General features: G+C 53.0%; 13 protein-coding genes. All 13 read right to left on the bottom strand.

The window, feature by feature from the left end; all coding sequences use genetic code 11:
• Nucleotides 1-208: 208 nt before the first annotated feature.
• Complete coding sequence (locus tag V3851_RS00555; protein WP_331844545.1) at nucleotides 209-1,114, bottom strand: ATP-grasp domain-containing protein; 906 nt, start codon at nucleotides 1,112-1,114, stop codon at nucleotides 209-211.
• Between the two features lie 226 nt (nucleotides 1,115-1,340).
• A complete protein-coding gene (locus V3851_RS00560; protein WP_331844546.1) occupies nucleotides 1,341-2,042 on the bottom strand; it encodes a DnaD domain-containing protein in 702 nt (233 codons plus the stop codon).
• A 21-nt stretch (nucleotides 2,043-2,063) separates the two neighbouring features.
• A complete protein-coding gene (asnS, locus tag V3851_RS00565) occupies nucleotides 2,064-3,359 on the bottom strand; it encodes an asparagine--tRNA ligase (protein ID WP_331844547.1) in 1,296 nt (431 codons plus the stop codon).
• Nucleotides 3,360-3,424: 65 nt separating this feature from the next.
• Nucleotides 3,425-4,630 (bottom strand): acetate/propionate family kinase, encoded by a 1,206-nt coding sequence (locus tag V3851_RS00570; protein WP_331844548.1) that lies wholly within the window; start codon nucleotides 4,628-4,630, stop codon nucleotides 3,425-3,427.
• Nucleotides 4,627-5,499, bottom strand: coding sequence for a 3-hydroxyacyl-CoA dehydrogenase family protein (locus tag V3851_RS00575; protein WP_331844549.1), 873 nt, complete (start codon nucleotides 5,497-5,499; stop codon nucleotides 4,627-4,629). Before V3851_RS00575 ends, V3851_RS00570 begins: the two co-directional genes overlap by 4 nt.
• A gap of 138 nt (nucleotides 5,500-5,637) precedes the next feature.
• Complete coding sequence (locus V3851_RS00580) at nucleotides 5,638-7,140, bottom strand: AAA family ATPase (protein ID WP_331844550.1); 1,503 nt, start codon at nucleotides 7,138-7,140, stop codon at nucleotides 5,638-5,640.
• Nucleotides 7,133-7,666: a hypothetical protein gene (locus tag V3851_RS00585; RefSeq protein ID WP_331844551.1), complete on the bottom strand. Its 534-nt coding sequence runs from the start codon at nucleotides 7,664-7,666 to the stop codon at nucleotides 7,133-7,135. The genes V3851_RS00580 and V3851_RS00585 overlap by 8 nt, the downstream gene beginning before the upstream one ends.
• 224 nt (nucleotides 7,667-7,890) lie before the next feature.
• Nucleotides 7,891-8,376, bottom strand: a complete 486-nt coding sequence (locus V3851_RS00590) for a cell wall elongation regulator TseB-like domain-containing protein (RefSeq protein WP_331844552.1) — start codon at nucleotides 8,374-8,376, stop codon at nucleotides 7,891-7,893.
• Between the two features lie 31 nt (nucleotides 8,377-8,407).
• A complete protein-coding gene (locus V3851_RS00595) occupies nucleotides 8,408-9,709 on the bottom strand; it encodes an amidohydrolase (RefSeq protein WP_331844553.1) in 1,302 nt (433 codons plus the stop codon).
• Nucleotides 9,684-10,346, bottom strand: coding sequence for a redox-sensing transcriptional repressor Rex (locus V3851_RS00600; protein ID WP_331844554.1), 663 nt, complete (start codon nucleotides 10,344-10,346; stop codon nucleotides 9,684-9,686). Before V3851_RS00600 ends, V3851_RS00595 begins: the two co-directional genes overlap by 26 nt.
• Nucleotides 10,347-10,421: 75 nt before the next feature.
• Entirely contained in the window at nucleotides 10,422-13,271 is a 2,850-nt protein-coding gene (gene dinG, locus V3851_RS00605; protein ID WP_331844555.1) for an ATP-dependent DNA helicase DinG, read from the bottom strand.
• 182 nt (nucleotides 13,272-13,453) lie between these two features.
• Nucleotides 13,454-14,086: a tetratricopeptide repeat protein gene (locus V3851_RS00610; RefSeq protein ID WP_331844556.1), complete on the bottom strand. Its 633-nt coding sequence runs from the start codon at nucleotides 14,084-14,086 to the stop codon at nucleotides 13,454-13,456.
• A gap of 108 nt (nucleotides 14,087-14,194) precedes the next feature.
• Complete coding sequence (panD, locus tag V3851_RS00615) at nucleotides 14,195-14,578, bottom strand: aspartate 1-decarboxylase (protein ID WP_331844557.1); 384 nt, start codon at nucleotides 14,576-14,578, stop codon at nucleotides 14,195-14,197.
• Nucleotides 14,579-14,581 lie beyond the last annotated feature (3 nt).

Raw genomic sequence — 14,581 nt, forward strand, 5'->3', positions numbered from 1 at the left:
GCCCCTGCAAAATCTGAAATTTTTTTTAAAGATAGTGTTTAAGAACTTTCCCTACTATATTATTTTACTTGATCATAAGGACTTATAGTTGAATATTAAAAGCCCTCTTAATGGCAATATGCCAGTAGAGGGCCGATTAAAGCGCACGTATTTCTCATTTTCCTTCCAATATATTCAAGGCCTTTATTATTAAACTCTATTCAATAACCTAAAAGCGGTTTAGCCTCACCCGCAGAAAATTGTAAATTTCCTCCGCGATATTGACGCTGCAGCACGACTCGATCCCTTCGAATCCCGGCGAGGAATTGGCTTCGCATATTTTGTAATGATCCCCGTCAAACAACAGATCGATTCCGGCGATATCCAGATTCAGCAGCCTTGATGTTTCCAAAGCCAGCCACTCCATTTCGGGATTAATCTCGTACGGCTCCACCGTGCCGCCGCGGGAGTAATTTGCTTTGAAGCTGTCACTGCCGGAATTGCGTTTCATCGCCGCCACCGCACGCCCGCCGATCGTCAGCACCCGCAGATCCGTCCCTCGGCTCGATTCCACGAATTCCTGCAGAATCATCGTCGCGTTTTCCTTATAGGCGTTGATCATTTCCAACAGATCGATGAACTTCGATTTGGTTTCCGCGAGGAATACCCCGCTTCCCTGGGAGCCGGAAATCGTCTTGACGACAACCGGAAAGCCGAGATGCTTTTCCACCAGATTGACATCCACCTTGGAGCGGATCAGCATCGTTTTGGGCACGGGCAAATTGTGCTCCGCCAAAATCTGCTGCGTGTATAGCTTATCCTTGACCGTGTCGATGCTTTGCGAGGAATTGAAGGTCCGTACGCCCAGCCGTTCCAAATGTCGGATCAGGGCCAGCCCGAAGTAGTTTGTCCCCGCCCCCATTCTGGGCAGGACGAAATCGGGAAGCTGTACCACCTCGCCGTCAACCAGCACGCTTTTGCGGTCGTCCCGCGTGACGATCAGCTCGAACTGCTCCGGAGCCAGCACCCGGATTTCGATCTCCTGCCGCTCCGCCTCCTCGACCAATCGCCTGATTTCGTAGGTCTCCGGCTTTACATCCTGGGGTAAATGCTTGTAGATGATCCAGCCTATCACGGTCAAGCCCCCTTCATAGCTTACTAGATTTGTACATTTTTAACATATCATATCCGTGGAATATTTATATGTTTTTAATATTACATTCATGTAAAATATGCGAGGCTCGATTCCGGTTGGATTCCTTCAATGAAAAACGCAAAAAGGCCTCCGAATGTCATAAATTCGGAGGCCTTATGATCAACTGTTTTGCGGAAATGCTTCTCCCGCAATCATGCATCTAGAATTATCGTCCGCCCGAGCGGAACCTCTGCGTATACGCCTTGGCGTCCTCCGCCGTTTGGACGCGGTTGCGGCTCCATTCCAGCAGGATCCGGTCGATGTAACGGAAATGGACCTTACCGGCAAATACCGCTTCCTTCAGCGCCAGCAAAATCAGTTCCTCGGGGTAGCCGTCCTGATCGACCCAACCGGAGATGGTCTCGCATTCCATCGGCGAAAGCGGACGGGCAAACTCCTTCTCGAAAATGACGAACAGATTCCGCTCCTGATCGGCGCGCCGATCCGTAACCGGCTGGCGGGCAGCCGCGGTTTGTTTGGCCGCACCGGATCGCTTATCCTGCTCCCGTTCGGCAAGAAACTGTCCCAGCTTCTGGTACATGCCGGTTAGATTGTAGCTTTCCGCATGGACGCCGGTCGTCTCGTCTTCCGCTTCGTCGATGGCGAGCCAGCCGTCCTGCATCAGGCGCCGGATCACCGAAGATATCTCGCCTGGAGCCGTACCCATCCGCCGTTCGAGCTGGTCCATGGCCGGGAAGTCATTGCGCTCGACTTGTTTGAATGACAGCAATTGCAGGAGCAGCATGACCTCCGTCTCGTTCAATCGGAGGTTCCGGTAGTGTGCCAGCAATGCAAAAGGCACATTCACCACGCCAGATTCCAGCCCGAACGAAATTCCACTTGCCCATATTTTCCAGCTTTCGGTCATACGATTAAGTACTCACCTTTCTTACGGATACAGACGGTACAGCATGCGAGGGAACGGAATCGTCTCCCGGACGTGATCCAGCCCGCAAATCCAGGCTACCGTCCGTTCCAGCCCGAGGCCGAAGCCGGAATGGGGAACCGAGCCGTAGGTCCGCAGATCCATGTACCATTGGTACGTCTCCATCGGCAGATTATGTTCTTTAAACCGCTCCGCCATCAGCTCCGGATCGTCGATCCGCTGCGAACCGCCGATAATTTCGCCGTAGCCTTCCGGCGCGATCATGTCTGCGCACAGCACGACTTCCGGACGATTCGGGTCCGGTTTCATATAGAACGCCTTAATGCCGGCCGGATAATGCGTAATGAATACCGGCTTGTCGTAACGTTCTGCGATCGCCGTCTCGTGCGGCGCCCCGAAATCTTCGCCCCAAGGGATGTCAAAGCCTTGGGTGTGCAAATATTCGATCGCCTCATCATAAGTAATCCGCGGGAACGGCGCTTTGATATTTTCAAGTTTGGAAATATCCCGGTCTACCGCTTCCAGCTCTGTCCGGCAATTGGTCACGACGGATTGCACGATATGAGTGATGAATTCCTCCTGCACCTTCAAGCTTTCCTCATGATCGGTGAATGCCATTTCCGGCTCGATCATCCAGAATTCGATCAGGTGGCGGCGGGTTTTGGATTTCTCCGCGCGGAACGTCGGGCCGAAGGAATATACCTTGCCGAGCGCCATCGCGGCAGCTTCCATATATAATTGACCGCTTTGCGTCAAATAAGCGTCCTCATCGAAATATTTCGTGTGGAACAGGTTCGTGGTCCCTTCCGCCGAGGTCGGCGTCAGAATCGGCGGATCGACGAGCGTAAAGCCGTGCTTGTCGAAAAACTCCTGCACCGCGCGGATAATTTCCGCACGAATGACCAGAATCGCCCGCTGTTTGGAGGAACGGAGCCACAAATGACGATGATCCATCAAGAAATCAACGCCATGCTCTTTTGGCGTAATCGGGTAATTTTCGGTTAAATGGATGATTTCCAGCTCGTTTACCGTCATCTCGTATCCCGACTGGCTGCGAGGCTCTTCGCGGATCACCCCCGTAACGTACACGGAGGATTCCTGGGTCAAGCTCTTAGCGGCATTCCAGGTCTCTTCCGATACTTCATTCTTGACGACGACCGCCTGAATATAGCCGGTCCCGTCGCGGAGCTGCAAAAACTGGATTTTGCCGCTGGAACGCTTGTTGTTCAGCCAACTGCCGATGACGACGGTTTCCCCGACATGTTCATTCACCTGACGGATCACAGTTTTGATCGCCATGCTTCAATCTCTCCTCTAATATTGCCTAATGATTTACCTTATGACTATCCTCTAACACTCTTAGCTTACTTCATTTCCTGAACGATCCGCAATGTGTCACGGGCGATAACAAGCTCTTCGTTCGTCGGAACGACCAGCACTTCCACCTTGGAATTCGGCGTGGAAATTCTGCGCGGCTCGCCCGAACGGATCTTGTTCAATTCCTTGTCGATCTCAACGCCGAGATAGGTCAGATTTTCGCATACTTTCTCCCGGACGATGGCCGAGTTTTCGCCGACACCCGCCGTAAATACGATCACGTCGACGCCGTTCATCGCCGCGGCATAGGAACCGATGTATTTGCGGAGGCGGTATTCGTACATTTCAAACGCGAGCGTCGCGTTCGGTTCGCCCTCTTCCATACCGTCTGTAATATCGCGCATATCGCTGCTCGAACCGGAGATCGCCAAGAGTCCGCTATGCTTGTTCAGCATGGAATTGATTTCGTTGATCGACAATTCCTCTTTATTCATTAAATAAGGAACGATGGCCGGATCGAGGTCGCCGCTTCTCGTCCCCATGATGAGACCTTCCAGCGGGGTCATACCCATCGAGGTATCCACGGATACGCCGCCCTTGACCGCGGTCAAGCTGGCACCGTTGCCGATATGGCAGGTGATGATCTTCAGGTCTTCCAGCGGGCGATCCAAATATTTCGCGGCCGCCTTGCTCACATAATCGTGCGAAGTACCGTGGAACCCGTAACGGCGAACCTTATATCTCTTGTACAACACCTTCGGAATCGCGTACAGATAAGCTTTCTCCGGCATCGTTTGGTGGAAGGACGTGTCGAACACGACCGTTTGCGGTACATTCGGCAGGTTGGCTTCCGCAGCCTGAATCCCCATCATACAAGCCGGATTATGCAGTGGAGCCAGGTCAAACAGACGGCGGATCTCCGATTTGACTTCGCCGGTAATAAGCGCCGAGGATTTAAAGGCTTCTCCGCCGTGAACGACGCGATGTCCGACCGCATCGATTTCGTCGATCGATTCCAGGACGCCGTGCTCTTTGTCGGTCAATTTATCCAGCACCTTGCGGATCGCCGTCGTGTGCTCCAGAATGTCGCTGACTTCCGTAACTTCCTCTTTGCCGGTCGGTTTATGCGTCAGAATGGAGGAATCCAGGCCGATCCGTTCCACAAGTCCTTTGGCCAGTACGGATTCGTCGTTCATATCGTACAGTTGATATTTCAGGGAGGAGCTTCCCGCATTAATGACTAAAATTTTCATATCCGGTCACCATCCTTGTCGTATTTGAAAAATCCTTCGCCCGATTTCACCCCGAGGGAACCCGCGCGGACCATTTTCTTCAGGACATAGGACGGCCGGTATTTCAAATCGCCGAATTCGCGGAACATGTTCTCCAGCGCGGCCATCACGGAATCCAGGCCGAAGCGGTCGGCCATTTCCAAAGGACCGTATTTGAACTGGTAGCCGATCCGCATCGCGTCGTCGATGTCTTCGGCGGAAGCGACCCCTTCGCCATACACATGCAGCGCTTCATTGATCATGAGGCAAATGATCCGGGAAGTTACGAAGCCCGGGGATTCGTACACCAGGATGCCATGTTTGTCGACAATTTCTTCGACGAAATGCTTCGTCTCTTCAAAGGTCGAATCCGATGTTTTCAAGCCGCGGATGATTTCCACCAGGTTGATTTTGGCGACCGGATAAATGAAGTGCATCCCGATCACGCGCTCCGGATACATCGTCGAGCCGGCGATTTCCGTCAAACTTAGCGTAGACGTGTTGCTCGCCAGAATGATGTTGCTCGGGCAGACTTGATCCAGCTGTTTGAATACTTCTTTTTTGGCATTCAAATCCTCCGAAATGGTCTCGATGACCATATCGCAGGTCCCGAGTTCGGCAAAATGATTCACTTTATGAATTTTCGATAAGATCAATTTTTTCTCGGCCTTGGTGATCGCCCATTTCTCAAGCTGCTTGTCCAAACTCGTTTCTATCATGCTGTAAGCATGGTTTAATTTTTCGGTTGTCTCTTCCACGAGCAATACGTCAAGCCCTTTGGCCGCCAGCATTTCGCTGATGCCTTGACCCATCGTACCTCCGCCGATGACACCTATTCTTTTGAAATTCATGGTCTTCTCGCTCCATCCTTTCATGGTCTCTTCATAATATTGTACCCCTGATGTCGAATAATACATCAATTTATACCCAACCATATAATAATATCTTAGCACGAGCAAAAAGTAAAAAAAAATAACCGGCATAACAAATTATGCCGGTAAGTTTAAGCTGTCACGAAATTGACAACGGAATTCGTCTCCGGAGAGGCGCTCTTCCTTTAGAAGGATTTCCAGTGACTTGTCGAATACGGCCGCATGATCGATCAGCAGCTGCTTGGAACGAGCAGCCAGATCTTCCAATATGGAGGAATTCTCTTCCATTAGCACTTCCGTGGTTATCATATCCATATTGATGATACCGAGCGAGGTCAGCCCGGAGGTCATCATCGTTTTGACCAGATTTACCGCCTGCTCGAAGTCGTTGCTCGACCCGGTGCTGCGGCCCCCGTAATAAATCTCCTCCGCCGCCGCGCCCGCGAGCGCGATAATAATTTGGCCTTCGAGATACTGTTTGGTGTACAAGTACTTTTCTTCCTGCGGGTTATGCCGCACATAACCCAGCGCCCGGCCGCGCGGGCTGAGCGCAACCTGATTCACGCTGCCCGGAGCCACGACTTCCGCGGCCACCGCATGCCCCAGCTCGTGAACGGCGACGCGGCGCTTCTCTTCCTCGGTCGATTGGCGGTCCGTCTTCTCGCCCATCATCACCTTGTCGATCGCCATCGACAGATGGCGCTGGCTGATCTCGCCGCTGCCGTCCCGCATCGCGTAGATCGCCGCTTCGTTCATGACGCTCTCGAGCTGGGCCCCGGAGAAACCGTATGACTCTTCCGCAACCTTATCCAGGCTGACTTCAGAGGAGAGCGGCTTGTTCTTGGCGTGCAGCTCGAGGATATGACGGCGCCCCTTCTTGTCCGGCAGATCGACCTGTATATGCCGGTCGAACCGGCCGGGGCGAAGCAAGGCGCTGTCCAGCATTTCCTTGCGGTTGGTCGCCGCGATGAGCAAAATGCGCGGCGTTTCCGACGTGAAAATCCCGTCCATCTCGGTCAGCAATTGATTCAGCGTCTGGTCGTACTCCCGCTGCTGGCCGCCTTCGCGTTTGCCGCCGATCACATCGATCTCATCGATGAAGATAACAGCGTTGTCTTTCTTCTCTTTGGCCGCCCGCGTGCGGGCTTCTTTAAACAGATCGCGAATCCGGCTCGCACCGACCCCAACGTACATTTCGACGAATTCACTGCCCGACGCCGCAACGAATACCGCATTCGTGTACTGGGCGGCCGCCTTGGCCATCAGCGTTTTCCCGGTTCCCGGAGGCCCGGTGAGCAGAATCCCCTTGATCGGGCGAATGCCGAATTTCTTGATTTCCTCATGCCGGACCATAAAATCCAACGCCTCGATCAGCTCTTGCTTGGCGCTGTCCTGGCCGCCGATTTCATTGAAGGTCAGATCGGAACTGCCGACTTTTTTGCGCTTGCGCTCTTGAGAGGCGGTGGCAACGGTGCCTCCGCGCATTTTGACCACGGCGAAAATTGCTCCCAGCATGACAAATAACACGATGAGCGGGAGTATATTATAGCCGATATAAGCCATAAAAATCAGCAACACCGGCACGAATCCGGCTGCAACTTCCAGCATCCACTTACGCATTCGGCCACACCCCTATCGTTTGCGCCGTACGGGGCAAAATAATGAACTTGCTGGCCTGCCCGTCCGTCAATGTAATGTATACATTGCGGTCGTCCATTTCCGCCTTGGCGGTAAGGCCGCCGTCTTCCTTCATCATGTGGTCCAAAGCGGCGGTAATCCCCGTGTACTCCTTATTCTCCATCGCCTGGGCAACCGGGAACAGAGCTTCTTCCCACAATTCGTTCAGCTTCGGCGTAGCGCGGTCTTCCACGACCAGCTTCAACTCTCTGTTGCCGATCCATTTCTCTCCATCGGTCTCAATTTGTTTGACGAGACTGCCAAAATCCGTGCCCGGCTCCAAATCGAGTTTCAACACCGCCTGTTTTTGGGTAATATCGGTGTGAACGCTTTTGACGCCGTCGTATTGGCTGATTTTATGCTCAAAAGGGCCTTCGACGACCCACTCTTTATAAGCGAACCATCCTCCGAACAACAGCAGCGCGGACACTGCCACACTAGCCACAATCGGTACAATACGCAGTTTCACGTAAATGTCCTCCTTGCTGTAAATTTTGAATCGAATATATCAAAAAGTCATTATCGTCTATCTATAAATTTTCTACAAGTTAGAGTATATCATATCGTATATACTATTTCGAATGAAGAGTGTGAATATATTTTAAAATTTAAATTAAAATCATTAAAAAAAGCCTTGCCAAAGACCGTCACTTATACAGCGTCCTTGGCAAGGCTATATTTTTTTCAAAAAAACTACCGATTAGGCAATGTGAATACTTCTTCCAGCGGCGTCCCGTCGCCGAAACGGAAGAAACGGTAGTAATGATGGGCATTTTCCTTGTAAAAAAGCTGCCAGACCAGCTCATCGTTATATATACCCGGCATTAATCTGACGATTTCGATTCCCGGATAGGTGTCGCGTATGATCTCGCGCACCTGGCTTTCCGATACCCCTTCGGACAGCGGCTTTATTTCGGGCTGTCCGCCTTCCGGCAGCCAGATCATGACCTCGCGGCCATTCTCATCCTTACCCTGAATGACCCAGCAGACTTTGTCCCAGACGGACTTCCACACTTTCGTCGTTTCCTGAAGCCCCGCTTCCTGCCGGGCCTGCTGAACGGCCGCGTCCTCTCCTTGCCGTAATTCCTGCTGAATATAGAGATAATAACGGTGAAGGCCGATGAGCACGAGCGCCAAAATCACAATGGAGAGCAGGATCCATTTGGTTCTGTTTCTCAAGCCTCTCTTCCTTTCCCCAATGCCGGATTAATCATCGAGCGAGCAAGCCCTCAAAAGCCGCCTGCGCTTCGAACCGCACTTTCTCTTCGTCCAAGGTCAGGCATTCTCCGTGCTTGACGACCTGCTTGCCGTTCACCCAGACATGCTCTACATCCTTCGGACCGGCGGAGTAAACCGCATGCGAAATATAATCGGTCCGCGGCAGGAAATGAGCCTGCTCCGTATCCAGCGCGATGAAATCCGCCTTCATCCCGGCGGCGAGCTTGCCCGTATCGGACAGGAAGAGCGATTTAGCTCCGTATTCCGTGCCCATTCGGAGCGCTTCCGCTGCCGGAACGGCCGTAGGGTCGCCCGAAACTCCCTTATGGATCAGGGCCGCCAGGCGGATCTCTTCGAACATGTCGAGGTTATTGTTGCTGGCCGGACCGTCCGTGCCGAGCGAGACGGTGACCCCGGCCTTAAGCAGCTCGGGCACGCGCGCCACGCCGCTTGCCAGCTTGAGATTGCTGCCCGGATTATGGGACACGGCGACATGGTGATCCGCTAAAATCCCGATTTCCTCGTCGGTCAAATGCACGGCGTGCGCCAGCAGTGCCGGGCGGCTGAACAAGCCGAGATTGAGCAGATGCTGAACGGGACGAACGCCGTAATCGGCCACATTCTGCTCGACTTCGGCGCGCGTTTCCGACATATGCGTATGAAGCGGAAGATTCAGATCATGCGCCGCCTGTACGATTTTCTCGATATAATCCGGAGGACAGGTATAAGGCGCGTGCGGAGACATCATCGTCGTAATCCGCCCGTCCGCCTTGCCGTGCCAGTTCTTGGCGAAGGCCACCGCATCATCCAGCTTCTGCTGCTGCACATCCGGCGGACACAAACCGATCACGCCGCGCGTCAGCACGGCGCGGATGCCCGACTGCTCGACTACGGCTGCCACTTGATCCATATGGTCGTACATATCGAGGAACGTCGTCGTCCCGCCTTTCAGCATTTCCAGAACCGACAGTGCCGTGCCCCGGTACACGTCTTCTCCCGAAAATTTAGCTTCCATCGGCCACATTTTCTCCTGCAGCCACTGCTGCAGCACCATATCGTCGCCATAACCGCGAAGCAGGGACATCGCGGCATGGCCGTGGGTGTTGATCAGGCCCGGCAGAAACAGCAGGCCTTTGCCGTCGAACGTTTCGGCTCCTTCCGCTCCCACAGGCCGGTCTTCGCCGATATAGGCGATCGTGTCGCCTTCAATCAGCATATAGCCGCGAAGAACCGGGTTTTCCCGGTCAAGTACGGCAAAAGTTCCATCTTTAATCAGCCATTTTCGAGTCGTCATTGGTTGTTTCCTTTCCCCCATCCAAATAATACGCCAAGCTCATCAAATCGGTTGTGAAATCGGCCGCATGCACGCGCACTTCGGCCGGGGCCTTGATGATGATCGGAGCAAAATTGAGGATCGCCCCGATCCCCGCTTCGATAAGCTGGTCGGCCACGCGTTGTGCCTCTACGTCCGGTACCGTAATAATGCCGATACGGATATTTTTCTTCTTTACGGTTTCGATCAGCTCTTCGATCGGCTGAATCTCGATGTTGTTGATCATGGTGCCGATTTTGGCGGGCGATGAATCAAAAACGGCCACAATTTTCATATTGTCCTTGACGTAAGCATTGTAATTGGACAGCGCCTGACCGAGATTACCGGCACCGATCAAAGCGACGTTGATCTGCTGGTCCAAATTGAGAATTTGCCTGATCTTTTCGATCAGATAGGGCACATCGTAGCCGATCCCCTTGCGGCCGAAATCGCCGAAATACGCGAGATCCTTGCGGATTTGCGCCGGATTGAGATCCAGCTTCTGTCCCAGCTCCTGGGACGATACCGTCGGAACTTCACGGCGGCTCAATTCATTGAGAAACCGCAAATACACCGGCAATCTGCGTACTACAGCATCCGAAATTTTTTCCGTTTTCATTGGTTATCCCCCTATTTGGCGCGATTTGAACAACAATTACCGCTCTTATTCATCACTCTTTATAAATCTCGCTCTTTATACATCCAGCCATTCCGAAATGCGAGGAACCATCTGCCCAAGCGGCATATGCTCCATCTTCGGTCCAGGCAAAGAATATAAAAAATACTTTCCGTAGTAAGATTCCAAGATGCGCGTATCGTAAACGACCACGATCCCGCGGTCCTGCGAGGACCGGACCAGCCGTCCGAAGCCTTGCTTGAACCGGATCACGGCCTGAGGAACCGACAGCTTCATAAACGGATTCTTCTTCTCCTGCTGCAGCCGTTCGCTCTTGGCCTCAACGAGCGGATGGTTGGGCGGTTGAAACGGCAGCCGGACGATGGCGAGACTGGTCAACGCTTCTCCAGGGATGTCCACTCCTTCCCAAAAGCTGTTGGTTCCCAGCAGCACGGAGGCGTTCTGTCCCTGAAAGCGCCGGGTCAGCTTGGTCCGGCTTCCGCTGTCCATGCCTTGCCCGATCACGGTAATTCCCTGCTCCGCCAAGAGCTCCTTGAGCGGATCGTATACCTGCCTTAGCATCCGGTAGGAAGTGAACAACACCAGCATGCGGCCTTTCGTGACGACCGCCGTATCGGCCAGCGATTGCACCAGCGTACGCACAAAATGATCGTCGCCCACGCTGCCCTTCACGCTGGGGAAGTCACGCGGGATGACCACAAGCGCCTGTTCGCGGTAATTGAACGGCGAGGGAAGCATCGCCGTAAGCAGCCGCTCCTGTTCCGCCGCTTCCCCGAGCCCAAGCTGGTCGATCATATATTGAAACGATTTATCCACCGACAGCGTAGCCGAAGTCATGACCACGCTTTTCTTCTTATCGAAGAAAAATCCTTTCAGCTGCGTGCTCACATCGATCGGAACCGCAAACAATTGCAGAGATTTGCTGCGATAGGTGCCGTTTCCTTCGAGCCAGTAGACCGTATTGGCATCGTCCATCTTCATGAAGAACCGCAGGGCGTCGCGCTCGCCGGCCAGATCCTTGAACAGGCCGCTGATATCGGTGACTAAACTGTCGAATCCGTAATCGTTGTCGTCGTCCTTCAGCTCGGCAAGCAGACGCTCCCCTTTGCGGATCGTATCGGAAAGCGTGGTATAGATCTGATTCTCGATCGCGGAAAGCGCCTCCCAGACTTTCGGCTTCTTGTCCTGCAAGAGCCGGAGCACGAATTGTCCGGGGTCGCCGGGGGCCGCATCACTGCGTTCCGGCATGAGCGCAAACAATTGTTCCGCCAGCCGGTCCCAACAATCTTTCACATCGAGCAGCGAAGGATACAATCCGTCGATGACCGAGCACCATTCCGCCGATTTTTCGCCCTCCGCATGACCAAGCATCGTTCTCAGGTTCGGCAATTGTCCGGTCTTGCTGTCCTTAAACAGCCGGGTAAGCGTATGGACAACGGTGAAATATTTCATTTGCAAGCCGAGATGCTTGCCGGCGACCTCCTCCAAATGGTGCGCCTCGTCGATGACCAGGCGGTCGTAGCCCGGCAGGAGCTGATGCCCGGCCTGAATGTCCGTAAACAGCTTGGAATGGTTCGTAATGACCACGTCGGCCACCCCGGCTTCATGCTTGGCCTTATGGTAATAGCACTTGCGGAACCACGGGCAGGACCGGCCAAGGCAGGAATCGGATTCGCTAGCCACCGTTTCCCAGAAATCGCTGCCCCGGTTTCCCAGATTGAGTTCTTCGTCGTCCCCCGTCTCCGTCTGCGCCAGCCAGACGATCATTTGGGCCGCCGTTATCACCTCTTCTTTAGGTGTGGCAAAGTCCTTTCTATTCATTTTATGTTCAAATTTGCGCAAACACAAATAATGTTGTCTTCCTTTAAACACCGCGGCCGTAAACGGAAACGGCACGGCTTCCGTCAGCAGGGGGATATCCCGTTCCCGCAGCTGCTCCTGAAGGTTGATCGTATGCGTGCTGACCATAACCTTCTCGTCTTGCTTTACGCTATGATAAATGGCCGGCAGCAGGTACCCGAGCGATTTGCCGGTACCGGTCCCCGCCTCGATCAAGAGATGCTTGTCCTCGGCAAAGGCGCGATTCACTTCGCCCAGCATGAGGGTCTGAGCTTCGCGCTCTTCATATTCCGGCAGCTTGGCGCGCAAATTATCCTTTACCTGCTCCATAAACTGCTCGAAGGAAATGTCCCGCAGCGGATTGTCAAGCATGCCGCTTCTAGCCGGTTCAATATCCATCCAATCATCAACCCGAAGCGCAAATTGGCGGTAATAAGTGAAACCGTCGGGTTCCTGTCCGGCTTCCCGTTCCCTATCCTGGAGCATGGCGTCGAAGAACCAGCCCAGATCGCTGTCCTCGCCTGCGAACAGATCCGACAGCCGCTGCAGCACGAGCAGGGGCAAGCCGCTCAGCTCTTCCAGACATTTCAGGAAGATCAGCGCGGTCGCCAAAGCGTCGCTGTCCGCCTGGTGCGGACGTTCATGCTCCACTCCAAGCTCGTCGGCGACAAGACCCAGCTGATACGTTGTCAGCGAAGGAAAAAATATTTTCAGAAAATCCATCGTATCGAGAATGCGGCCCGTAAAAGGAAGATACCCCGACTTGTCAAGCGCGCTCTGCAAATAATTGAAATCGAAGGCCACATTATGGCCCACGAGCACCACATCTTCGAGCAAGGGAACCATTTCCATCATCACTTCATCGAGTTCCGGCGCATCCTTGACATCCTCTTCCGTAATTCCGGTTAGACCGGTAATAAACGGAGGAATGGATATTCCCGGCTTCACATAGGAACTATATACCTGGGAAACCTTCAAGTCTTCATCTATAATGGCAAGTCCCGCTTGAATTATTTCATCGGAGGACTGGTTACCCGTCGTTTCAAAATCCAGTACGGCATATTTCATTGATCCTTATTTCCCTTTCGTTCCAGTCTCTCTACAGCATAACAGAAGAAAGCCGATTTGAAAATTGACCCGGGGTCAAGCACGTCAGCTATAGGCAAGAAAAAGCGATGCGTTCCAAAACGAGGAACAAGCATCGCCAAATGTGAAAAATATGCCGTGAATTGAACGCCGCGCCCTTTCCGCTAGAGCAGTGATGTCAGCTCGTTTCCGTATTGCAGTTTGCCGGAGCTGCGCATGCAAGCCTCCAGGTTGGCCAGCGGCTCCGCGAGGGAAGGATCATGATAATGGGCCAGCTTAAAATATTCCTTCGCCTTGTCGCGTCCGCCATGATGCGCTTCGATGCAGCCCAGAGCGTTATAAATAATCGAGCGCAGCCGGCGGTTGTCGGCGTCCTCCAGTACTCGCCAGAAATGCGGGATCGCTTCTTCGTACTGTTCCAAATGCATCAGGCACATCGCCAAATAAGTCCGGGTCACGAGGCTGTCGGGAAATTCTTCGAGCGCAAGCCTGAATTTGGTCAGCGATTCCGTGAACATCAACAGTTTGTAATACCCTTGGCCTTTAACAAAGGCGTCGCACTTCATCTCGGGAAGTTCATAGCTTTCTTTACCTTCCGAATCGGCCAAGCTTTGGCGGAAAGCGCCCATTTTTTCTTCGAAATTGAGCCATTCCTCGATAATGCCGTCGCTCATCGTTTTGAGCAGATGCCACTTCTTGGCCAGATCCTGTTTCTCGGCGCCTTGGGCAACGTGGTAAAATTTTATAATGTCATCCAACATTTCATTCATTTCCGCAAACATATGCTGAAACATCATCCGCATCCCACCCTTAACGAAAATGAAATCAGTGCGAGCCTTACGTTCATTTTTTGTTTTGAACGGGCATTTCATTCCCGAAGGGATTAATTGCATGACCAGGCGGATTTAACGGATGACCCCGTGCAGCTCCCGGTCGACTTGTTCGACCGGACGGTTGTGCTCGTCGACGAAAACGACGGTCGGCTTATGGCTTCTCAGCTCTTCCGGAGACATTGCCGCATAGGAAATAATGATTACATTGTCTCCCGGTTGCACAAGTCTCGCCGCCGCTCCGTTGAGGCAGATCACCCCGCTGCCGCGCAGTCCGGGAATCACGTACGTCTCCAGGCGGGCGCCGTTGTTGTTGTTGACGACTTGCACTTTTTCATTTTCCAGCAAATCGGCCGCTTCCATCAGGGCTTCGTCAATCGTAATGCTGCCTATATAATTCAAATTGGCCTCCGTGACCGTGGCCCGGTGGATTTTAGATTTCATCATCGTTCTATACATGGT

The organism is Paenibacillus haidiansis (assembly GCF_036553665.1).
Lineage (GTDB): Bacteria > Bacillota > Bacilli > Paenibacillales > Paenibacillaceae > Fontibacillus > Fontibacillus haidiansis.

Coding starts and splice junctions, on each gene's coding strand:
- panD (WP_331844557.1), bottom strand. CDS start 14,578: ATGTATAGAACGATGATGAAATCTAAAATCCACCGGGCCACGGTCACG.
- asnS (WP_331844547.1), bottom strand. CDS start 3,359: ATGGCGATCAAAACTGTGATCCGTCAGGTGAATGAACATGTCGGGGAA.
- V3851_RS00610 (WP_331844556.1), bottom strand. CDS start 14,086: ATGATGTTTCAGCATATGTTTGCGGAAATGAATGAAATGTTGGATGAC.
- dinG (WP_331844555.1), bottom strand. CDS start 13,271: ATGAAATATGCCGTACTGGATTTTGAAACGACGGGTAACCAGTCCTCC.
- V3851_RS00595 (WP_331844553.1), bottom strand. CDS start 9,709: ATGACGACTCGAAAATGGCTGATTAAAGATGGAACTTTTGCCGTACTT.
- V3851_RS00575 (WP_331844549.1), bottom strand. CDS start 5,499: ATGAATTTCAAAAGAATAGGTGTCATCGGCGGAGGTACGATGGGTCAA.
- V3851_RS00600 (WP_331844554.1), bottom strand. CDS start 10,346: ATGAAAACGGAAAAAATTTCGGATGCTGTAGTACGCAGATTGCCGGTG.
- V3851_RS00580 (WP_331844550.1), bottom strand. CDS start 7,140: ATGCGTAAGTGGATGCTGGAAGTTGCAGCCGGATTCGTGCCGGTGTTG.
- V3851_RS00560 (WP_331844546.1), bottom strand. CDS start 2,042: ATGACCGAAAGCTGGAAAATATGGGCAAGTGGAATTTCGTTCGGGCTG.
- V3851_RS00570 (WP_331844548.1), bottom strand. CDS start 4,630: ATGAAAATTTTAGTCATTAATGCGGGAAGCTCCTCCCTGAAATATCAA.